Genomic DNA, 19,889 nt, shown 5'->3' on the forward strand with positions numbered 1-19,889 from the left:
AGGAGCCCCGGCCTCGTGAGCCCCGTGAGCAGCAACGCACCGCTCGGCCAGTCGCCGCTGCGCACCGTGCAGGTGCTGGGCGGAGGCAACGCCGGCAGCAGTGCGCACGTGCGCTCCCTGGCCGAGGGGCTCGTCGCCCGGGGCGTGCGGGTCACGGTGTGCGCCCCCGTCGAGGCCGATCACGCCTACGACTTCACCGGGGCCGGCGCCGACCACGTGCATGTCCCACGCAGCAGCGACCCGGGGTCCGTGGCCGCGCTCCGGGCGGCCTGCGCGGACGCCGACCTGGTGCACGCGCACGGGCTGCACGCCTCCTTCCGTGCCGTGCTCGCGCTCAGCGGGCGCCACACCCCGCTGGTGGTCACCTGGCACAACCGGGCCCGGGCCGAGGGCGCGCGGGCGCATCTGCTGCGGCTGCTGGAGCGGCGCGTGGTCAGGACGGCCGCCGTGGTGCTCGGCACCACCTCCGACCTGGTGGACCGGGCGCGCCGGACGGGCGCCCGGGACGCCCGGCTCGCGGCCGTGGGCCTGCCCGGGCGGCGCCGCCCGGTCGACCACGACGACCCCGACCGGCTGCGGCCCAAGACCCGCGCCGAACTCGGCGCCACCGGACGTCCGTTGCTCATGGCGGTCGGCTCCCTCGACCGGGAGCGCGGCTACGACGTCCTGCTCGACGCGGCCCGCACCTGGCGGGACCTCGACCCGGTACCGCTGGTCGTCGTCGTGGGGGAGGGGCCGCTGCGGCCGGTGCTGCAGCGGCGGATCGAGGACGAGGAACTGCCGGTACGGCTCGTCGGACGGCGCGAGGACGTGCCCGAGCTGCTCGCGGCCGCTGATCTCGCGCTGCTGACCAGCAGTTGGGAGTCCCGGTCCGTCCTCGCCCAGGAGGCGCTGCACGCGCGCGTGCCGCTCGTCGCGACGCGCGTCGGCGGCATCCCGGACCTCGTCGGCGACGCCGCCGAACTCGTCCCGTACGGCGACGCGGAGGCACTCGCGGACACCGTGGTAGGGCTGCTCGCGGATCCGGACCGGCGCGAGCTGCTGCGGGAGCGGGGCACGCGACAGGCGGCGACCTGGCCGACGGAGGACGAGACCGTCGCCCAAGTGCTCAGCGTCTACGACGAGTTGACCCAGCCGAGGCCGCTCACCTAGGGCCTAGGGCACGTGCCGACGGGCCCGCAGGGCGAGGCTCAACGCCAGTACGGTCTGCGGGTCGTCGAGGTCGGTGCCCAGCAACTCCCCGATGCGGGCGAGGCGGTTGTAGAGGGTCTGGCGGTTGAGATGCAGCTCGCGGGCGGTCTCCGCCTTGCGGCCCGCGTGCGCCAGATAGGTCTCCAGGGTGGGCAGCAGCGGCGGCTTGGAGCGGTGGTCGTGGTCGCGCAGCGGGCCGATCGCGCGGTCCACGAAGGCCGCCAGGTCCGGGTGGTCCCGCAGCCGCCACAGCAACAGGTCGATGTCCAGGCGGCGGGCGTCGTACCAGGGGCGGTCGGTCAGGCCCTGTGCCGCCGTCGCCGTCTCCGCCGCGTGCCGCAGGCCCGCCGACGCGGCCGCCCAGCCACCGGCCACCCCGACCACCACGACCGGCGGCGGGGCGCCCGGCCGCTGCATCCCGGCCCGCTCGACACCCGCCCGCAGCGCCGCCGCCACCCGGTCCGCGACCGCGGAGCGCTCCGACTCCGAGCGCAGCCCGAGCAGCACCGGCACCCGGCCCTCGACCGGCCGCACACCCAGCAGCACCGGCACGCCCACCGAGGCCAGCTCCTCGGCGACCGCCCGCGCCAGCACAGCCCAGCCTCCCCCACCGGGGGAGAGGGAGTCCCCGACCCGCATCACCACCGGCAGCAGCGGGCTGTTGCCGGGCTTGAAGCCGAGGACCCGGGCCTGCGCCGGGGCGTCCTCCGCCGTGATGCGCCCCTCGGCGAGGTCGGTCAGGAAGTCGCCGCGCCCGCGCGCCGCCAGTTCCTCCTCCTGGCGGGCCTGCATCAGCACCACGGCCAGGATGCCCGCGGCCCGCTCGGCGGCGATGCGGTGCACCGGAGCCAGCGGCGAGCGCACCGGCAGCAGCACCAGCCGGGCCCGTACCGACCCCGGCCCCGCTCCCGGCCCGCCGCCGGGCACGTCCACGAGCACCGAACCGGCGGGCGGCGGCGCGTCCTTGTGCGGACCCCGCAGCCCCTCCCACACCTGCAGCGGGTCCGCGCCCTCGGGCCCGGACCCGGCGGCGTACAGCAGGCGGCCGTCCACCGTCTCCAGGAACACCGGATTGGCGCTGAAGTCGGCCAGGATGCCCAGCACCTGCGGCACCCCGCCGCCGCCCAACAGCGCCTCGGTACACCGCCGGTGCACCTCCTCAGCGCGCTGGAGCAGCGCGTAGTGCCCGTTGACGATCTCGGTGTGGATCTCCTCGGTGACGGTCACGAACGGCACCTCGCGGTGCAGCTGGACCAGCGGCAGCCCCGCGCTGCGGGCGGTGTCCACCAGGGCGGCGGGCAGCCGGGTGAAGCGCGGGCCCAGCTCCACCACCAGCGCGGCGATCCCGCGCTCGGCGAGCGTGCGCACGAACGCGCGCTGCTCGGCGGGGCGGGTCCCCAGGCCGTAGCCAGTGGTCAGCAGCAACTCGCCGCCCTTGAGCAGCGAGGCGATGTTCGGCACCTCACCCGCGTGCACCCAGCGGACCGTGCGCCCCAGCCGGTCGGCGCCCGCCAGGATCTCCGGGAGCCCACTGCGCAGTCCCGGAAGCTCAAGCGCCCGTTGAACGGTGATCCCGGCGCCCTGAGTGGCGAATCTGCTCTCCGTACCGCTGTCCATGGAGCGGACGCTACCTGCGCAAACGCCCGGACGACAGCTCGGGAGCCGGCTACACCGGACGGATGTTGTGGTTGAAGCGGAACACGTTGTCGGGGTCGTACGCCCGCTTCACCTTCTCCAGCCGCAGCAGGTTCCCGGCGCCCAGCCCCGCCCGCACCCGCTCGGCGCCCTCCTCGCCGATGAAGTTCAGGTACACATCACCGGTGCTCCACGGCCGGACACCCGCGCGGACGTCCCGGACCCAGGTGGCGGCCCGCTCGTCGTCGGCCGGGTTCTCCCAGACGGCGAACGGGTGCGCCGCCCAGGGCGCGTCCCGGTACGGCACCGGGTACTCGTGCGGACCGGCGGCGATCGCGCCGCCCTGCGGGAAGAGGATGTGCTGGGTGGCGGTCGGCACGGGCATGTCCGCGGCCCGGGCGCAGAAGACGTCCACCAGCTCGTCGGGCAGAGCGCTCAGAAACTCCGCCGACCAGTGGTTGCGCAGGCCGGGCGGAACGTCCAGCATGCACTGCAGGTCCACGTAGGGCACCGCCCCGACCAGCTCCGAGGCGTGCGGCAGTGCCAGCAGCGGCTCGGCCAGCCTGCGCAGGTCCTCCTCGCCGCCGGCGTACGTCAGCAGCGCCGCGCACACGAGCCTTCCGACCAGGTGCTCCGGCACGAACTCCGCGGGCGGGCCGGTGAGGTACAGCACCGCGCCGCCCAGCTCGTCGGGGCCGGTGCCGATGACCTGCCGGAAGGTGCGGACCGCCTCCGGGCCGCCCTCCGGCAGGTACAGCAGCAGGGCGACGGCGAACTCCGGCAGCTCGTGCAGCTCCAGGGTGAGCGCGGTGGCCACGCCGAAGTTGCCGCCGCCGCCGTGCAGGGCCCAGAACAGCTCGGGGTTCTCGTCGGCGTTGGCGTGCACCTGCTCGGCGTCGGCTGTCACCAGTTCCACCGCGATGAGGTTGTCGACGGCCAGGCCGAAGGCGCGGTCCAGCCACCCGGTGCCGCCGCCCAGCACGAACCCGCCGACGCCCGTGGACGAGATCCGGCCGCCGGTGGTCGCGAGGCCGTACGGCTGGGTGGCCCGGTCCAGCCGGCTCATCGTGGCGCCGCCCTCGATCCGGACCGCCTCGCCCGCCGGATCCACGGTCACCCGGTGCATCCGGCGCAGGTCCACCACGAGCGCGCCGTCACCCAGGGCCGTGCCGGCCACGCTGTGCCCGCCGCCGCGCACCGCGACGGGCAGGTCGAGATCCCGCCCGAAGCGCACTGCCCGGACCACGTCGGCCGCGTCCGCGCACTGCGCGATCACGGCCGGACGCTTGTCGATCATCCCGTTGAAGACGGCACGCGCGTCGTCGTAGCCCGCGTCCCCCGGGGCGAACACCTCGCCGGCCAGATCCTCGCGCAGTGCGGCGAGGGCGGTGCGCGCCTTGGATCGGGAATCCATGGCCGCCCCCTTCCAGCAGGGTCGGCTCCCAGCGTAGCCGGGGCGCGCCCCGAAGGGGCGCGGGTCTGATACGCGGCTACCGCCGCGCGGGCGCGACCAGCCACAGCGGACCCCCAGACGACCACGGCCCCCCGCGGCCCCCCACGGCGCCCCCAGCGGAGCGCCTAGCCGCCGTAGGCCCCCGAAGCCGTCAGCCGCAGAGCGGTGTCGATCAGCGGAACGTGGCTGAAGGCCTGCGGGAAGTTGCCGACCTGGCGCTGCAGGCGCGGGTCCCACTCCTCGGCGAGCAGACCGAGGTCGTTGCGCAGCGCGAGGAGCTTCTCGAACAGCTTGCGGGCCTCGTCCACCCGGCCGATCATCGCCAGGTCGTCCGCCATCCAGAACGAGCACGCCAGGAAGGCCCCCTCGTCGCCCGGAAGCCCGTCGACGCCCTCGCTCTCGCCCTCCGTCGGGTAGCGCAGGATGAACCCGTCCGTGGTGGACAGCTCGCGCTGGATCGCCTCGATGGTGCCGATCACCCGCTTGTCGTCCGGCGGCAGGAAGCCCATCTGCGGAATCAGCAGCAGCGAGGCGTCCAGTTCCTTGGAGCCGTAGGACTGGGTGAACGTGTTGCGCTCCTGGTCGTAGCCCTTCTCGCACACGTCCCGGTGGATGTCGTCGCGCAGTTCCTTCCAGCGCTCCAGCGGGCCGTCCGCGTCACCGGACTCGATCAGCTTGATGGTGCGGTCCACGGCCACCCAGGCCATCACCTTCGAGTGCACGAAGTGCCGGCGCGGGCCGCGCACCTCCCAGATGCCCTCGTCCGGCTCCTGCCAGTGGTCCTCCAGATAGCGGATCAGCTTCAGCTGGAGCAGGGAGGCGTAGTCGTTGCGGGCCAGACCCGTCATGTGCGCCAGGTGCAGGGCCTCGGTGACCTCGCCGTACACGTCCAGCTGGAGCTGGTGCGCCGCGCCGTTGCCGACCCGGACCGGGGCGGAGGCCTCGTAGCCCGGCAGCCAGTCCAGCTCGGCCTCGCCCAGCTCGCGCTCGCCCGCGATGCCGTACATGATCTGCAGGTTCTCCGGGTCGCCCGCGACCGCGCGCAGCAGCCACTCGCGCCAGGCCCGGGCCTCCTCGCGGTAGCCCGTGCGCAGCAGCGAGGACAGGGTGATCGCCGCGTCCCGCAGCCAGGTGTAGCGGTAGTCCCAGTTGCGGACGCCGCCGATGTCCTCGGGGAGCGAGGTGGTGGGGGCGGCGACGATGCCACCCGTCGGGGCGTACGTCAGCGCCTTCAGGGTGATCAGCGAGCGGATCACCGCCTCACGGTACGGACCGTGGTACGTGCAGTGCTCGACCCACTCGCGCCAGAAGTCCTCCGTCGCCTCCAGCGACTGCTCAGGCTCCGGCAGCGGCGGCGGCTCCTTGTGCGAGGGCTGCCACGAGATGGTGAACGCGATCCGGTCACCCGGGGCGACCGTGAAGTCGGCGTAAGTGGTCAGCGACTTGCCGTAGGTCTCGGCCTCCGTGTCGAACCACACCGAGTCGGGCCCGGCGACCGCCACCGTCCGGCCCTCGTGCTTGTGCACCCAGGGCACCACCCGGCCGTAGGAGAACCGCATCCGCAGCGCGGAGCGCATCGGCACCCGGCCGGTGACGCCCTCCACGATCCGGATCAGCTGCGGTGCGCCGTCACGCGGAGGCATGAAGTCCGTCACGCGCACCGTGCCGCGCGGGGTGTCCCACTCCGACTCCAGGATCAGCGAGTCGCCGCGGTAGCTGCGCCGGGCGGCCGTGGGTGGCTGCGCGTCGGCCGCGTGCGCCGGGCCGAGCCGCCAGAACCCGTGCTCCTCGGTGCCCAGCAGGCCGGCGAAGATGGCATGCGAGTCGAAGCGGGGCAGGCACAGCCAGTCGACTGTGCCGTCCCGGCAGACCAGTGCCGCGGTCTGCATGTCTCCGATGAGTGCGTAGTCTTCGATGCGCCCGGCCACGTGCAACTCCAGTCGAACGGCCACGTCACCCCCGCACAGGGGGCTGTCGCTAGTGCGGTCAAGGGGTCGTTGTTGTGCGTCGTTGAGCGGTGAAGCAAAGCAGCCCGCCGAGCCCTGAGGCAAAACGGCAGTCTTTGCTCAACGAACTGCCGCGCTCTCGTTGTTCCGGGTGATGCAGGCGGGGGTGTGCCGTCGTTCCGGCTGGGCTCGGCAGCGAGTGTCCGAGCAGGATACGACGCACGTAGATGATCTGCGTGCCGCTCCGGGCAACCCGTGTGGGCCGAACGAGTGACCAGCGGGTGATATCGCTGTGACCACTGTGCACCGGTGTATACGCACGTGGCGCCATCCCGTGTCGGCGCGAGCGCGGAGCGTGGCCGTGAGCCATCCCGCCCAGGCGCTGATACGCTGGTAGCCCGTGGACCGGTGGGCGACAAACCCCCGAACCGCAGCGACGGCGCCTCCGCGAGAAAACACGGAAATCTCCGGGCCGGCAGCCGCACAGCACAGACAGCGACCACGGGAGCCCCCTCTTGGCCATGCCGCCGAAATCTACGACGACCAAGCACATCTTCGTCACCGGGGGTGTCGCCTCCTCGCTCGGCAAGGGCCTCACCGCCTCCAGCCTGGGCATGCTGCTCAAGGCCCGTGGCCTGCGCGTCGTGATGCAGAAGCTCGACCCGTACCTGAACGTCGACCCGGGCACGATGAACCCCTTCCAGCACGGTGAGGTGTTCGTCACCAACGACGGCGCCGAGACCGACCTGGACATCGGCCACTACGAGCGCTTCCTCGACCGCGACCTCGACGGCTCCGCCAACGTCACCACCGGTCAGGTCTACTCGACCGTGATCGCCAAGGAGCGGCGTGGCGAGTACCTGGGCGACACCGTGCAGGTCATCCCGCACATCACCAACGAGATCAAGCACCGCATCCGGCGCATGGCCACCGACGAGGTGGACGTCGTCATCACCGAGGTCGGCGGCACGGTCGGCGACATCGAGTCGCTGCCGTTCCTGGAGACCGTCCGCCAGGTCCGCCACGAGGTCGGCCGGGACAACGTCTTCGTCGTCCACATCTCGCTGCTGCCGTACATCGGCCCCTCCGGCGAGCTGAAGACCAAGCCGACCCAGCACTCCGTCGCCGCCCTGCGCAACATCGGTATCCAGCCCGACGCCATCGTGCTGCGCTGCGACCGCGAGGTGCCGACCGCGATCAAGCGCAAGATCTCGCTGATGTGCGACGTCGACGAGGCCGCCGTCGTGGCCTGCCCGGACGCCCGCTCGATCTACGACATCCCGAAGACCGTGCACGGCGAGGGCCTGGACGCCTACGTCGTGCGCAAGCTCGACCTGCCGTTCCGTGACGTGGACTGGACGACCTGGGACGACCTGCTCGACCGCGTCCACAACCCCGACCACGAGATCACCCTCGCGCTGGTCGGCAAGTACATCGACCTGCCCGACGCGTACCTGTCGGTCACCGAGGCGCTGCGCGCGGGCGGCTTCGCCAACAGGGCCCGTGTCAAGATCAAGTGGGTCACCTCGGACGACTGCAAGACCCCGGCGGGGGCCAAGGCGCAGCTCGCCGACGTGGACGGCATCTGCATCCCGGGCGGCTTCGGCGACCGCGGTGTGCTCGGCAAGGTCGGCGCCATCCGCTACGCCCGCGAGAACAAGATCCCGCTGCTCGGCCTCTGCCTCGGCCTGCAGTGCATCGTGATCGAGGCCGCGCGCAACCTGGCCGACATCCCGGACGCCAACTCCACCGAGTTCGACCCGGCCACCGCCCACCCGGTCATCTCCACCATGGCCGAGCAGATGGACATCGTCGCCGGTGAGGGCGACATGGGCGGCACGATGCGGCTCGGCATGTACCCGGCGAAGCTGGCCGAGGGCTCCATCGTGCGCGAGGTGTACGACGGCAAGGAGTACATCGAGGAGCGGCACCGTCACCGCTACGAGGTGAACAACGCCTACCGCGCGGAGCTGGAGAAGAAGGCCGGCATCCTCTTCTCGGGCACCTCGCCGGACGGCAAGCTCGTCGAGTACGTCGAGTACCCGCGCGACGTCCACCCCTACCTGGTCGCCACGCAGGCGCACCCCGAGCTGCGCTCGCGGCCGACCCGTCCGCACCCGCTCTTCGCCGGCCTCGTGAAGGCCGCGGTCGAGCGGAAGAATTCCAAGTAACACACCAGTTGTACGGTGGCCGGGGTGCATACCTTCAAAGGTGCGCACCCCGGTTTCACTTTTGCCGGGTTTTTTGAAAGCGTGTGGGAGGACAGGGCATGACGATCAAGGACACCCCCGAGGAGTGGGAGATCCGTGCGACGGAGACGCCCTTCCAGGGCAACAAGACGTCCGTCCGTACGGACGACGTGGTCATGCCCGACGGCTCCGTGGTCCGCCGCGACTACCAGGTGCACCCCGGCTCGGTCGCCGTCCTCGCCCTCGATCAGGAGGACCGCGTCCTGCTCATCCGCCAGTACCGCCACCCGGTGCGGCACAAGCTGTGGGAGATCCCGGCCGGCCTGCTCGACGTGCCCGGCGAGAACCCGCTGCACGCCGCCCAGCGCGAGCTGTACGAGGAGGCGCACGTCAAGGCCGAGAACTGGCGGGTGCTGAGCGACGTCTACACCACCCCCGGCGGCTGCGACGAGGCCGTACGGATCTTCCTCGCCCGCGATCTGTCCGAGGCCGAGGGGGAACGCTTCGAGACGGAGCACGAGGAGACCGACATGGAGTACGCGCGCGTGCCGGTCGACGAGCTGGTGCGCCTGGTGCTCGCCGGTGACGTGCACAACAACTGCCTCGTCGTCGGCGTCCTCTCCCTGGTGGCGGCCCGCGGCGGGGACGGTCTGGACGCCCTGCGCCCGGCCGACGCGCCGTGGCCCGCGCGCCCTTTCGAGTCCTGAACTCACCCGTCCGAGCATTGGTGTGACGATCGCCTGATCCGATCGGGCGACGTGCCCGCCGTGCTCCTCCCGGAACGTCGCAGAGCGTGAACTAGGCTCTGGAAAACGCCCGTACCGGAAGATCCGGCGGGCTTGCGCGTGCGGTGGGACGGGAGCGTGGCCCGTGACGGATCAGGCGGTGGACACAGGCGGCGGGCGGCTGTCCGCGCACCCGGCCACGGCGGACCATTTCCTGGGCCGCACACGGGAGTTGAAGGGACTGCGCGCCGACATCGAGCGCGCGGGCCTGGACACCCTCTCCGGCCGCAAGGCACCCCGCGCGCGCGTGCTCCTCATCGCGGGCCGCCCCGGCTCCGGCCGGAGCGCCCTTGCCGAGGAACTCGTACGACAGGTCGCCGAGCGTTACCCCGACGGAGTGCTGCGGGCCCGGCTCAGCGAGCCCGACGGCACCCCCGTACCGATCGAGCGCACCGCCCGCGAGCTGCTCGCCGCGCTGGATGTGCAGGCACCCCCCGGGGCCGCCGAGGACGACCTGACCGAGGAGCTGCGCGCGGCCCTCGCCGAGCGGCGCGTCCTGCTCCTGCTGGACGACGCGGCCGGCGCCGAGCAGGTCGACGCGCTGCTGCCGGACGCCCCGGACTGCCTGGTGGTCGCCGTCTCCGGCGGCCCGCTCACCGGCATCGCGGACGTCCGCCCCTGCACCCTGGGCGGCCTCGACACCAAGTCCGCGGTGGAACTCCTCACCCGCTACACCGGCTCGGTCCGCATCACCGTCGACCCGCGCTCCGCCGAGAGCCTGGCCGAGGCGTGCCAGGGCCACCCCGCCGCGCTCACCCTGGCCGGCGGCTGGCTCGCCTCCCGGCCCCAGGCGGCCGTCTCCGACCTCGCCAAGCGGATGCACACATACGCTGTCGAGAGTGCCGCGGGCGCCGAGGGCGCCGACAGCACCCCGCTGGCCCGTGTCTTCCGGCTCGTCCACGACCAGCTGCCGGGCCCCGCCGCCCGGACACTGCGACTGCTCTCGCTGGCCCCGGCCGGCCTGATCGACCCGCACACCGCCTCGGCCCTGGCCGGCTGCTCGGTGGGCGCGGCCCGCGCCGCCCTGGACGAGTTCGTCCTGCTCGGCCTGCTGCGCGTGGTGGACTCCCCGCTGCCCGAGTACGACGTCCCCGGCTGTCTGCACCCGCTGCTGCGCTCCTTCGCCGAGAGCCAGGAACGCCCGGCGGAGCTGCAGCTGGCACGGGCCCGCATGCTGGAGCGGACCGTACGACTGCTGCAGTCGTGCCGGGCGATCACCGAGACGGACAGCCCGCAGGCCCGGGAGAAGCTGCAGGAGATGCCCAAGGCGCTGCGCTTCCCCACCCCCCGGGCGGCCGAGGAGTGGCTGCGCGTGCGCCGGCCCGCCCTGCTGGCCGCCGTCCGCGTGGCCGTGGCCGACGGGGAGCTGGACACCCTCGCCCGCCGGCTGATGTCCCAGCTGGTCAGGGCCATGGCGGCGCATTTCGGCACGCAGGCGGCCGCGCCCGACCTGTACGGCGTCCACGGCCTGGTCCTGGATGTCGCCGAGCGGCGCGGGCTGCACCGGGAGCGGGCCGCGGCGCTGCTGAACCTGGGCGATCTGGACGCGCAGACCGGCCGCACCCGGGCCGCGCTGACCCGCTACCGGGCCGCCCTGGACGCCGGACGCGAGGCGAATGACCCGTACGCGACCCGCCGCGCGATGGAATCCGTAGGCGGCGCGCACCAGGAGCTGGGGGACTACGACCGGGCCGCCGACTGGTTCGGCCGGGCGCTCGCCGAGCGGCTGGCCCGGGGCGAGCGCACCGAGGCCGCCCGGCTGTACGGCCGGATCGCCACCGCCCACACCTACGCGGGCCGCTACGGCGAGGCGCTCAGGAACTGGCGGGCGGCCGTCGCCGGGTACCGCAAGGAGGGCGATGTCGCCGCTCACGCCCGGGCGTTGAGCGAGCTGGCCCGGGTCCAGGAGTACGCGGGGCGGCCCGAGGAGTCGCTGCGCACCTGCCAGGAGGCCGTGGAGTGGGCGCGGCGCGCCGACGAGGTACGGCTGCAGGCGGCACTGCAGCTCCGGCTGGCCGACACCCTGGACCGGCTCGGCGACCCCACGGCCGCCCGCCTGCACCGTGCGACGGCAGAGCGCATGCTGAACGAGGAGCACTCGGAGGAGGACTCCGGCCCGGAACAGGACGCTAACGCCTGCGAAATCCGTACTGCATCCAGTGAAGATTGATGCAATGAAAGGCTAGACAGTCGGAACACCTTCATTAAACTGGCTCTGCCGCTCGTTCTCCTGCGGTGTCTCCCGGTGTGCCCCTGCATGCCTGGGTATGTCTTGTAATGCACCCCCCATACCCTCTGAGCCAAGGACCGTGATCGACGTGAAGGTCGGCATCCCCCGCGAGGTCAAGAACAACGAGTTCCGGGTGGCCATCACCCCCGCCGGTGTGCACGAGCTGGTGCGCAACGGGCACCAGGTCGTCATCGAGCGGGGCGCCGGTGTCGGCTCCTCGATCACGGACGACGAGTACGTCTCCGCCGGCGCCGAGATCCTCGGGACGGCCGACGAGGTCTGGGCCGCCGCGGACCTGCTGCTGAAGGTCAAGGAGCCCATCGCGGAGGAGTACCACCGCCTCCGCAAGGACCAGATCCTCTTCACCTACCTGCACCTGGCCGCCTCCAAGGAGTGCACGGACGCGCTCATCGAGTCCGGCACCACGGCCATCGCCTACGAGACCGTCGAGCTGCCGAACCGCGCGCTGCCGCTGCTCGCCCCGATGTCCGAGGTCGCGGGCCGCCTTGCCCCGCAGGTCGGCGCCTACCACCTGATGCGTCCGGCCGGCGGCCGTGGCGTGCTGCCGGGCGGTGTCCCGGGCGTGACCCCGGCCAAGGCCGTCGTCATCGGTGGCGGTGTCTCCGGCTGGAACGCCACCCAGGTCGCCGTCGGCATGGGCTTCGACGTGACCCTGCTCGACCGCGACATCAACAAGCTGCGTGAGGCCGACAAGGTCTTCGGCACCAAGGTCAAGGCCATCATGTCCAACTCCTTCGAGCTGGAGAAGGCCGTCCTCGACGCCGACCTCGTCATCGGCGCCGTCCTCATCCCGGGCGCCAAGGCCCCGAAGCTGGTCACCAACGAGCTGGTGTCCCGCATGAAGCCCGGAAGTGTTCTTGTCGACATCGCGATTGACCAGGGCGGCTGCTTCGAGGACTCGCGTCCCACCACGCACGCCGAGCCGACCTTCCGGGTGCACAACTCGGTCTTCTACTGCGTCGCCAACATGCCGGGCGCGGTGCCGAACACCTCCACCAACGCCCTCACCAACGCGACGCTGCCGTACATCGTCTCGCTGGCCAACAACGGCTGGGTCGAGGCGCTGCGCCGCGACGCCGCGCTCGCCATGGGTCTCAACACCCATGACGGCAAGGTCGTTTACAAGGAGGTCGCCGAGGCCCACGGCCTGGAGCACGTGGAGCTGGAGACCCTGCTCGGCTGAGCCTCCGACCTGGTGAGTCTCTAAGTCACCGACAGGTAAAAGGCGATTCGTCAACACACATCGTCAACGCCGCGCACCCGGCCGGACCTTGCCCGACAAGGTCCGGCCGGATGTGTGTATGGTCACTTTGCGGCTCTCGGTCAACTCGCCTCGAACGTAACCCTTCGACCGATTCGCACACCGGTGAAACCTGCTGTGCGACGGCCGTACGCCCTTGACAGCGGGATGTTTCATTGCCGACACATCCTGCCGGGTCCGGCGGATTGTGTTGCTGCGGACCGCCGACACGCCATAGAGTCGCCAACCGTCGGCATGGTGCCACGCTGACCTTGTCTAGAAGTTTCCTGGTCACCAAGGAGGTAAGACGACTTGTGAATGAGTCGACATTTTCTCCCGGGGGTGGTCAACCAGGAATGCCTGTACGGGGCCAGGGCTCCGCGGGATTCGAGGCTGTCGGCTCCGTAGCTGTGCGCACCTTCGCAGCCCACCAGAGTCCGGGTCAGCAGACCGCCCGGACAGCACACCAGAGCATGGATGGCCATCACGTGAACGCCATGGCCGGCGACGGAAGTGGCGCGCCCCACAACCACTTCGCCGACTACGACGAACTGCCCGAGGGGCACTTCTACGACCCCGACGCCGAATACGAGCCGGACCCGGAGTACGCGGCCACGCTCGCGCCCGACGCTGCCCGTCAGCGCCGTGAGCGCGTCGGCCCGACCGGACGCCCGCTGCCGTACTTCCCGATCCCGGGCCCGCTGACCGACCACGGCCCCGCGAAGATCATCGCGATGTGCAACCAGAAGGGCGGCGTCGGCAAGACGACGTCGACCATCAACCTGGGTGCCGCGCTCGCGGAGTACGGCCGGCGCGTGCTGCTCGTGGACTTCGACCCGCAGGGCGCGCTCTCGGTGGGTCTCGGCGTCAACCCGATGGAGCTCGACCTCACCGTCTACAACCTGCTCATGGAGCGGGGCATGTCCGCGGACGAGGTCCTGCTGAAGACGGCGGTCCCCAACATGGACCTGCTGCCCTCCAACATCGACCTGTCGGCCGCCGAGGTCCAGCTGGTCTCCGAGGTCGCGCGCGAGTCGACGCTGCAGCGGGCCCTGAAGCCCCTGCTGCCCGACTACGACTACATCGTGATCGACTGTCAGCCCTCGCTCGGCCTGCTCACGGTCAACGCGCTGACCGCCGCCCACAAGGTGATCGTCCCCCTGGAGTGCGAGTTCTTCGCCCTCCGCGGTGTCGCGTTGCTCACCGAGACCATCGAGAAGGTCCAGGAGCGGCTCAACCCCGAGCTGGAACTGGACGGCATCCTGGCCACGATGTACGACTCGCGCACGGTCCACAGCCGCGAGGTGCTGGCCCGTGTGGTCGAGGCGTTCGACGACCACGTCTACCACACGGTCATCGGCCGCACGGTCCGCTTCCCGGAGACCACGGTCGCCGGTGAGCCGATCACCACGTACGCCTCCAACTCCGTCGGTGCCGCCGCCTATCGCCAGCTCGCCAGGGAGGTGCTCGCCCGGTGTCACGCCGAGTGAGTCTGCCCGGGGCCGACGAACTGTTCCGTACGACAGGGGGGATGGCGCTCCAGCCGTCCACGCCCCGGCGCGCGGCCAACGGCGAGGCCCGGGTGCCGGCTCCCGCGGGGGAAAGCGACGAGGTGGCCGCCGCTGAGGACGTGCCGCCGTCGGTGCCCGTCCAGGGCGGTGACGGAGAGGGCGCGGAGCATGTCGCGGCGGAGGCGGAGCCGGCCGAGGCCGGCGAGTCCCGCACGCGGCCGGCCCGGCGGCAGGCTGCGCAGGAAGGTTCTGCCGCCGCCGCGCAGCCGCGCAAGCGGGGGCGGGCGGCGGCCCGGCGGCCCAGCGGGCGCGAGCGGCACGACGAGAAGATCACGGTGTACGTCTCCGCCGAGGAGCTGATGGACCTCGAGCACGCGCGGCTGGTCCTGAGAGGCGAGCACGGGCTGGCCGTCGACCGTGGCCGCATCGTCCGCGAGGCGGTGGCCGTCGTCCTGGCCGACCTGGAGTCCCGAGGGGACGCGAGCATCCTGGTACGGCGGCTGCGGGGTCGGTAGTCGGCCTCGCGGGCGGTAAGCGGTAGCCTGCGACGGCCATGACCTCGAACGACGCCCCCGCCCCCGGCTCAGCGGCCGGCCGCAGACGCGTGCTCGGACGGGGCCCCGGTGCTGCGCGACCCGAGCCACCCGGGCCCACGTCACCGCAGGCCACGGCACCGGCCTCGCCGACATCCGCACCTGTGGCATCCCAGGCAGCTGCCGAGCCGTCGCAGACAGGCGTGGAGGCTGAGCCCGGGGTTTCGCCGGCAGCTGTCGGGTCTGAGTCCGTTGCACCGTCGGCAGCTGCCGAGCCGGAGGCGGTGGCTTCGCAGACAGGTGTGGAGGCTCAGCCCGGGGTTTCGCCGGCAGCTGTCGGGTCTGAGTCCGTTGCACCGTCGGCAGCTGCCGAGCCGGAGGCGGTGGCTTCGCAGACGGTCGTGGAGCCGGAGGCGGTGGCCTCGTCGGCAGTCGTCGAGCCGGAGTCCGGGGTATCGCCTGGAGTCGTCGGGCCGGAGCCCGGGACGCTGTCTTGCGGGGCAGCGGTACCTGGGCGCGGGGCGGACACCGCCGTCGTACCGGGGCCGGTGGCCGGAGACCGGCCGGAACCGTCAGCCGGGAGTGGGCCCGCAGAACCTCTCGCCGAGGACCCCGCCCCCTCCGGTGGCGTCTTCAAGGTGCGGCTCTCCAACTTCGAGGGGCCCTTCGATCTGCTTCTCCAGCTCATCTCGAAGCACAAGCTGGACGTCACCGAGGTCGCGCTCTCCAGGGTGACCGACGAGTTCATGGCGCACATCCGGGCCATGGGGCCGGACTGGGACCTGGACCAGACGACCGAGTTCCTCGTCGTCGCCGCCACCCTGCTGGACCTCAAGGCGGCCCGGCTGCTGCCCGCCGCCGAGGTCGAGGACGAGGCCGACCTCGCGCTGCTGGAGGCCCGGGACCTGCTGTTCGCGCGGCTGCTGCAGTACCGCGCCTACAAGCAGATCGCCGACATCTTCAACCAGCGCCTGGACGAGGAGGCCCGCCGCTACCCCCGTACCGTCGGCCTCGAACCCCAGCACGCCGAGCTGCTGCCCGAGGTCGTCATCAGCATCGGCCCCGAGGGCTTCGCCAAGCTCGCCGTGAAGGCGATGCAGCCCAGGGCCAAGCCGCAGGTGTACGTGGACCACATCCACGCCCCGCTGGTGAGCGTGCAGGAGCAGGCGGGCATCGTGGTCGCGCGGCTCAGGGAACTCGGCGAGGCCAGCTTCCGCGCGCTGGTGGAGGACACCGACGACACCCTCACGGTCGTGGCCCGGTTCCTCGCGCTGCTGGAGCTGTACCGCGAGAAGGCGGTGGCCCTGGAGCAGGAGACCGCGCTCGGCGACCTGCTCGTGCGCTGGACCGGCGGCGACGGGGACGCGGCGCCGATGGTCACCGACGAGTTCGACCGGCCGCCCGAGGAGCCCAAGGAGGAGAAGAAGGCATGAGCGAGGAGACCGCGGAACTCGCGGCGGGACCCCGCACCGTCGCCGATCTCGACCTCAAGCCCGCCCTGGAGGCGGTCCTCATGGTCGTGGACGAGCCCGCGACCGAGGAGCACCTGGCCAGGATCCTGGACCGGCCGAAGCGGCAGATCGCGGACGCCCTGCGGGAGCTGGCCGACGACTACACCGTGCAGGGCCGCGGCTTCGAGCTGCGGTTCGTCGCGGGCGGCTGGCGCTTCTACAGCCGCGCCGAGTACGCGCCCGCCGTCGAGCGGCTCGTGCTGGACGGCCAGACGGCCCGCCTCACCCAGGCGGCGCTGGAGACCCTGGCCGTCGTCGCCTACCGCCAGCCCGTCAGCCGCAGCCGCGTCTCGGCCGTGCGCGGAGTCAACTGCGACGGCGTGATGCGCACCCTGCTGCAGCGCGGTCTGGTCGAGGAGGCGGGCGCGGAACCCGAAACAGGTGCGATCCTATACAGGACGACGAACTACTTCCTGGAGCGGATGGGCCTGCGCGGCCTGGACGAGCTCCCGGAGCTCGCGCCCTTCCTGCCGGAGGCGGAGGCGATCGAGGCCGAGACGCAGGAGGGCGTACCGTCGTTCGATCCGGACGCTCCGGATTCCGAGGACGCAGACGACAAGACGGAACTTTGATGCGAAGCAGTAGCGGCAGGAACAGCAGCGGAAACAACGGCGGGAGCCGTGGTGGCAACAGCGGCGGCCGCGGCGGGAGCAGCGGTGGCCGCGGTAATTACCGCGGCGCCGGGAACGCCCGCGACGACAAGCAGGGCGGCCGGCCGAAGAAGCCGCGCCCGGAGGAGCGGCGCTACGACGTAGGCCCCGGCGCCACTCAGGACGGCCCGAAGTCGGGTCGTGGCGCTTCGGCGCGCGGCGGCGCCAAGGGCGGGCCCAGGCAGAGCCAGGGCACCGGGCGCGGCCGTACGGCTCCGGCGAGTTCCCGTGAGTACGACGCCCGCGCCGAGGAGCGCAACCGGGAGCGGTACGCGGGCAAGAAGGACGTCAAGCCGCCCAAGACCTTCCCGGGCGCCGAGCAGGAGGGCGAGCGGCTGCAGAAGGTCCTCGCGCGCGCGGGCTACGGCTCCCGGCGTGCCTGCGAGGAGCTGATCGAGCAGGCGCGCGTCGAGGTCAACGGCGAGATCGTCCTGGAGCAGGGCCGCCGCGTCGACCCGGAGAAGGACGAGGTCAAGGTCGACGGCCTGACCGTCGCGACCCAGTCGTACCAGTTCTTCTCGCTGAACAAGCCCGCCGGTGTCGTGTCGACGATGGAGGACCCCGAGGGGCGCCAGAGCCTCGGGGACTACGTCACCAACCGCGAGACCCGGCTCTTCCACGTCGGCCGGCTCGACACCGAGACCGAGGGCGTCATCCTGCTCACCAACCACGGCGAGCTGGCGCACCGGCTGACCCACCCGAAGTACGGCGTGAAGAAGACCTACCTCGCCGCCATCGTGGGCCCCATCCCGCGCGACCTCGGCAAGCGCCTGAAGGACGGCATCCAGCTGGAGGACGGCTACGCGCGCGCGGACCACTTCCGGGTCGTCGAGCAGACCGGCAAGAACTACCTGGTCGAGGTGACCCTGCACGAGGGCCGCAAGCACATCGTGCGCCGCATGCTCGCCGAGGCCGGCTTCCCGGTCGAGAAGCTGGTGCGCACCTCCTTCGGCCCGATCACCCTGGGCGACCAGAAGTCGGGCTGGCTGCGCCGACTGTCCAACACCGAGGTCGGGATGCTCATGAAGGAGGTCGACCTCTAGGAGGCGCCTGCACGGCGTTCTGACGGCCGGTCCCGGGTTCTCCGGGACCGGCCGTCGGCGTCTCCGTGAACGGGGCTCCAAGGGGCTCCAAGGGGCGCTGAGGGGCTTGCGGATCACCACACGCGCCCTTTATGGTCGTAGCGACTATTAGTCGGGCCGACGGTGAAGGCCGGGCCGTGGAGGCCGGCGCTGAAGGGGGGGACCGGGGCATGGAGGGCTACGACAAGTACGCCTACGAACCGTTCGCCGTCACCGTCGACCTCGCCGTGCTCACGCTCCGCGCCGGCGCCCTGCACGTGCTGCTGGTCGAGCGCGGGCAGGAGCCGTACGCCGGTCAGTGGGCGCTGCCCGGCGGCTTCCTGCTGCCCGCCGAGTCCGCGGAGACGGCGGCCCGGCGCGAACTCGCCGAGGAGACCGGGCTCGACGACGTCTCCGGGCTCCACCTGGAGCAGCTGCGCACCTACAGCGAGCCCGACCGCGACCCCCGGATGCGGGTCGTCTCCGTCGCCTTCACCGCGCTGCTGCCCGAGCCTCCCGAGCCGCGCGGCGGCGGTGACGCGGCCCAGGCCCGCTGGCTGCCCCACGACTCCGCCCGGCCGCTCGCCTTCGACCACGAACGGATCCTCGCCGACGCCCATGAGCGGATCGGCGGCCGGCTGGAGAACAGCTGTGTCGCCACCGCCTTCTGTCCGCCCGAGTTCACCCTCGGCGAGCTGCAGCAGGTCTACGAGACGGTGTGGGGCACGGCCCTGGACCGGCCCAACTTCCGCCGCAAGGTGCTTGCCACGCCCGGATTCGTGGAACCCGTCCCCGGCGCAGCCCGGCTGACCGGCGGCCGCGGCAAACCGGCCGCGCTCTACCGCGCCGGTTCCGCCACCACCCTGCACCCGCCCCTCCTCCGACCGTCCCGGGAAGGACGCCCCGCATGACCACGTTCCACGGGAGCAAGCGCCCCGCCTCCGGATCCCTGATCGGACTCGCCCTCGGGGACGCCCTCGGCTTCCCGACCGAGTTCAACGACGTGCCCTCGATCCTCGCCAAGTGCGGCCCCTGGCGGGAGATGCAGCTGCCGCAGCGCGCCTTCGTCTCCGACGACACACAGATGACCCTCGCCTTCGGGCGTGCCCTCAGGACGGCCATGGACCGCGGTGTGCTCGCCCCGAGGCGGCTGGAGCGGCCGCTGCGCGAGGAGTTCGTGGACTGGTACCAGTCCCCGGAGAACAACCGCGCCCCCGGCCGCACCTGCCTGACCGCGTGCGGTCTGCTCAAGGAGGAGGGCCGGATCTGGCAGGACGCCAGCCAGATCGGCTCCAAGGGCTGCGGCGCCAACATGCGCGTCGCCCCCGTCGGGCTTGCCCCCGGCCTGAGCGACGAACAGCGCGCCGGCGCCGCCCAGTTGCAGTCCGCGCTCACCCACGGACACCCCACCGCACTGGCCGCCTCCGACCTCACCGCCCGCGCCGTCCACCTGCTCGCCCGGGGCACCGACCCGGCCGGACTCGTCGGACAGCTGCGCTCGTACGCCCACGACAACCGCAACCGCTACCACCACACCTGGCTCGGCGACCTGTGGACCCGCTCCCAGGACCCCAGCCCGGAGCACTACATCGCGCGCGGCTGGGACGAGTGCCTGGAGATCCTCGGCCGCCTCCAGGAAGCCGTGTCCACCGTCTCCCCGGAAGCCGACCCGTGCCTGGCCACCGGCGAGGGCTGGATCGCCGAAGAAGCCTTCGCCACCGGGCTGCTGTGCTTCCTGCTCTTCCCCGACGAGCCCGTCACCGCCCTGCGCCGGGCCGCCTGCTCATCGGGCGACTCGGACTCGATCGCCTGCCTCACCGGCGCCTTCGCGGGAGCCTGGCTGGGTGCGGACGCCTGGCCCACCGAGTGGGCCGACCGGATCGAGTACCGGGGTGACCTGTTGGCCCTGGGAGCGCTCTGGGACGCTTAGGCC

The 19,889-nt window shown here is 72.1% G+C and carries 15 protein-coding genes; 12 read left to right on the forward strand and 3 right to left on the reverse strand.

Annotated elements, in window-relative coordinates; all coding sequences use genetic code 11:
* Positions 1–15 precede the first annotated feature (15 nt).
* The gene (locus ACWC5O_RS19205; RefSeq protein ID WP_450584618.1) at positions 16–1,152 is read left to right on the forward strand and encodes a glycosyltransferase family 4 protein; all 1,137 of its coding nucleotides are present in this window, start codon (positions 16–18) and stop codon (positions 1,150–1,152) included.
* Between the two features lie 3 nt (positions 1,153–1,155).
* Here the strand turns inward: ACWC5O_RS19205 and ACWC5O_RS19210 are convergent, their stop codons facing one another.
* The 3 genes from ACWC5O_RS19210 to ACWC5O_RS19220 all read right to left on the reverse strand — a co-directional run bounded on the left by ACWC5O_RS19210 (position 1,156) and on the right by ACWC5O_RS19220 (position 6,207).
* Positions 1,156–2,808 carry a PucR family transcriptional regulator gene (locus tag ACWC5O_RS19210; protein WP_450584616.1) on the reverse strand — a complete coding sequence of 551 codons (1,653 nt, stop codon included), beginning with the start codon at positions 2,806–2,808 and terminating at the stop codon, positions 1,156–1,158.
* Between the two features lie 49 nt (positions 2,809–2,857).
* On the reverse strand, positions 2,858–4,240 hold the full coding sequence (locus ACWC5O_RS19215; protein ID WP_450584614.1) for an FAD-binding protein: 1,383 nt from the start codon (positions 4,238–4,240) through the stop codon (positions 2,858–2,860).
* A 164-nt stretch (positions 4,241–4,404) separates the two neighbouring features.
* Positions 4,405–6,207 carry a glycoside hydrolase family 15 protein gene (locus tag ACWC5O_RS19220; protein ID WP_450584612.1) on the reverse strand — a complete coding sequence of 601 codons (1,803 nt, stop codon included), beginning with the start codon at positions 6,205–6,207 and terminating at the stop codon, positions 4,405–4,407.
* Between the two features lie 539 nt (positions 6,208–6,746).
* Here ACWC5O_RS19220 and ACWC5O_RS19225 point away from each other — a divergent pair.
* The 11 genes from ACWC5O_RS19225 (at position 6,747) to ACWC5O_RS19275 (ending at position 19,886) form a co-directional block, all read left to right on the forward strand.
* Positions 6,747–8,396 (forward strand): CTP synthase, encoded by a 1,650-nt coding sequence (locus ACWC5O_RS19225; protein ID WP_450584610.1) that lies wholly within the window; start codon positions 6,747–6,749, stop codon positions 8,394–8,396.
* 98 nt (positions 8,397–8,494) lie between these two features.
* Positions 8,495–9,121 (forward strand): NUDIX domain-containing protein, encoded by a 627-nt coding sequence (locus tag ACWC5O_RS19230; protein WP_450584609.1) that lies wholly within the window; start codon positions 8,495–8,497, stop codon positions 9,119–9,121.
* Positions 9,122–9,284: 163 nt separating this feature from the next.
* On the forward strand, positions 9,285–11,369 hold the full coding sequence (locus tag ACWC5O_RS19235; RefSeq protein WP_450584607.1) for a tetratricopeptide repeat protein: 2,085 nt from the start codon (positions 9,285–9,287) through the stop codon (positions 11,367–11,369).
* Between the two features lie 148 nt (positions 11,370–11,517).
* Positions 11,518–12,633 carry an alanine dehydrogenase gene (gene ald / locus ACWC5O_RS19240; protein ID WP_450781028.1) on the forward strand — a complete coding sequence of 372 codons (1,116 nt, stop codon included), beginning with the start codon at positions 11,518–11,520 and terminating at the stop codon, positions 12,631–12,633.
* A 413-nt stretch (positions 12,634–13,046) separates the two neighbouring features.
* Entirely contained in the window at positions 13,047–14,180 is a 1,134-nt protein-coding gene (locus ACWC5O_RS19245; protein WP_145882658.1) for a ParA family protein, read from the forward strand.
* Positions 14,165–14,716: a hypothetical protein gene (locus ACWC5O_RS19250; protein WP_450584604.1), complete on the forward strand. Its 552-nt coding sequence runs from the start codon at positions 14,165–14,167 to the stop codon at positions 14,714–14,716. Before ACWC5O_RS19245 ends, ACWC5O_RS19250 begins: the two co-directional genes overlap by 16 nt.
* Before the next feature lie 419 nt (positions 14,717–15,135).
* Positions 15,136–16,167, forward strand: a complete 1,032-nt coding sequence (locus tag ACWC5O_RS19255) for a segregation and condensation protein A (RefSeq protein WP_450781030.1) — start codon at positions 15,136–15,138, stop codon at positions 16,165–16,167.
* Complete coding sequence (gene scpB / locus ACWC5O_RS19260; RefSeq protein ID WP_450584602.1) at positions 16,164–16,817, forward strand: SMC-Scp complex subunit ScpB; 654 nt, start codon at positions 16,164–16,166, stop codon at positions 16,815–16,817. Before ACWC5O_RS19255 ends, scpB begins: the two co-directional genes overlap by 4 nt.
* Positions 16,817–17,938, forward strand: coding sequence for a pseudouridine synthase (locus ACWC5O_RS19265; protein ID WP_450584600.1), 1,122 nt, complete (start codon positions 16,817–16,819; stop codon positions 17,936–17,938). Before scpB ends, ACWC5O_RS19265 begins: the two co-directional genes overlap by 1 nt.
* Positions 17,939–18,147: 209 nt before the next feature.
* The gene (locus tag ACWC5O_RS19270) at positions 18,148–18,867 is read left to right on the forward strand and encodes an NUDIX hydrolase (RefSeq protein ID WP_450584598.1); all 720 of its coding nucleotides are present in this window, start codon (positions 18,148–18,150) and stop codon (positions 18,865–18,867) included.
* Positions 18,864–19,886, forward strand: coding sequence for an ADP-ribosylglycohydrolase family protein (locus ACWC5O_RS19275; RefSeq protein WP_450584597.1), 1,023 nt, complete (start codon positions 18,864–18,866; stop codon positions 19,884–19,886). The genes ACWC5O_RS19270 and ACWC5O_RS19275 overlap by 4 nt, the downstream gene beginning before the upstream one ends.
* The last annotated feature ends 3 nt before the right edge of the window (positions 19,887–19,889 follow it).

This window comes from Streptomyces sp. NPDC001450 (genome assembly GCF_053597295.1).

Coding starts and splice junctions, on each gene's coding strand:
- ACWC5O_RS19210 (WP_450584616.1), bottom strand. CDS start 2,808: ATGGACAGCGGTACGGAGAGCAGATTCGCCACTCAGGGCGCCGGGATC.
- ACWC5O_RS19215 (WP_450584614.1), bottom strand. CDS start 4,240: ATGGATTCCCGATCCAAGGCGCGCACCGCCCTCGCCGCACTGCGCGAG.
- ACWC5O_RS19225 (WP_450584610.1), top strand. CDS start 6,747: ATGCCGCCGAAATCTACGACGACCAAGCACATCTTCGTCACCGGGGGT.
- ACWC5O_RS19230 (WP_450584609.1), top strand. CDS start 8,495: ATGACGATCAAGGACACCCCCGAGGAGTGGGAGATCCGTGCGACGGAG.
- ACWC5O_RS19245 (WP_145882658.1), top strand. CDS start 13,047: ATGCCTGTACGGGGCCAGGGCTCCGCGGGATTCGAGGCTGTCGGCTCC.
- scpB (WP_450584602.1), top strand. CDS start 16,164: ATGAGCGAGGAGACCGCGGAACTCGCGGCGGGACCCCGCACCGTCGCC.
- ACWC5O_RS19265 (WP_450584600.1), top strand. CDS start 16,817: ATGCGAAGCAGTAGCGGCAGGAACAGCAGCGGAAACAACGGCGGGAGC.
- ACWC5O_RS19270 (WP_450584598.1), top strand. CDS start 18,148: ATGGAGGGCTACGACAAGTACGCCTACGAACCGTTCGCCGTCACCGTC.
- ACWC5O_RS19275 (WP_450584597.1), top strand. CDS start 18,864: ATGACCACGTTCCACGGGAGCAAGCGCCCCGCCTCCGGATCCCTGATC.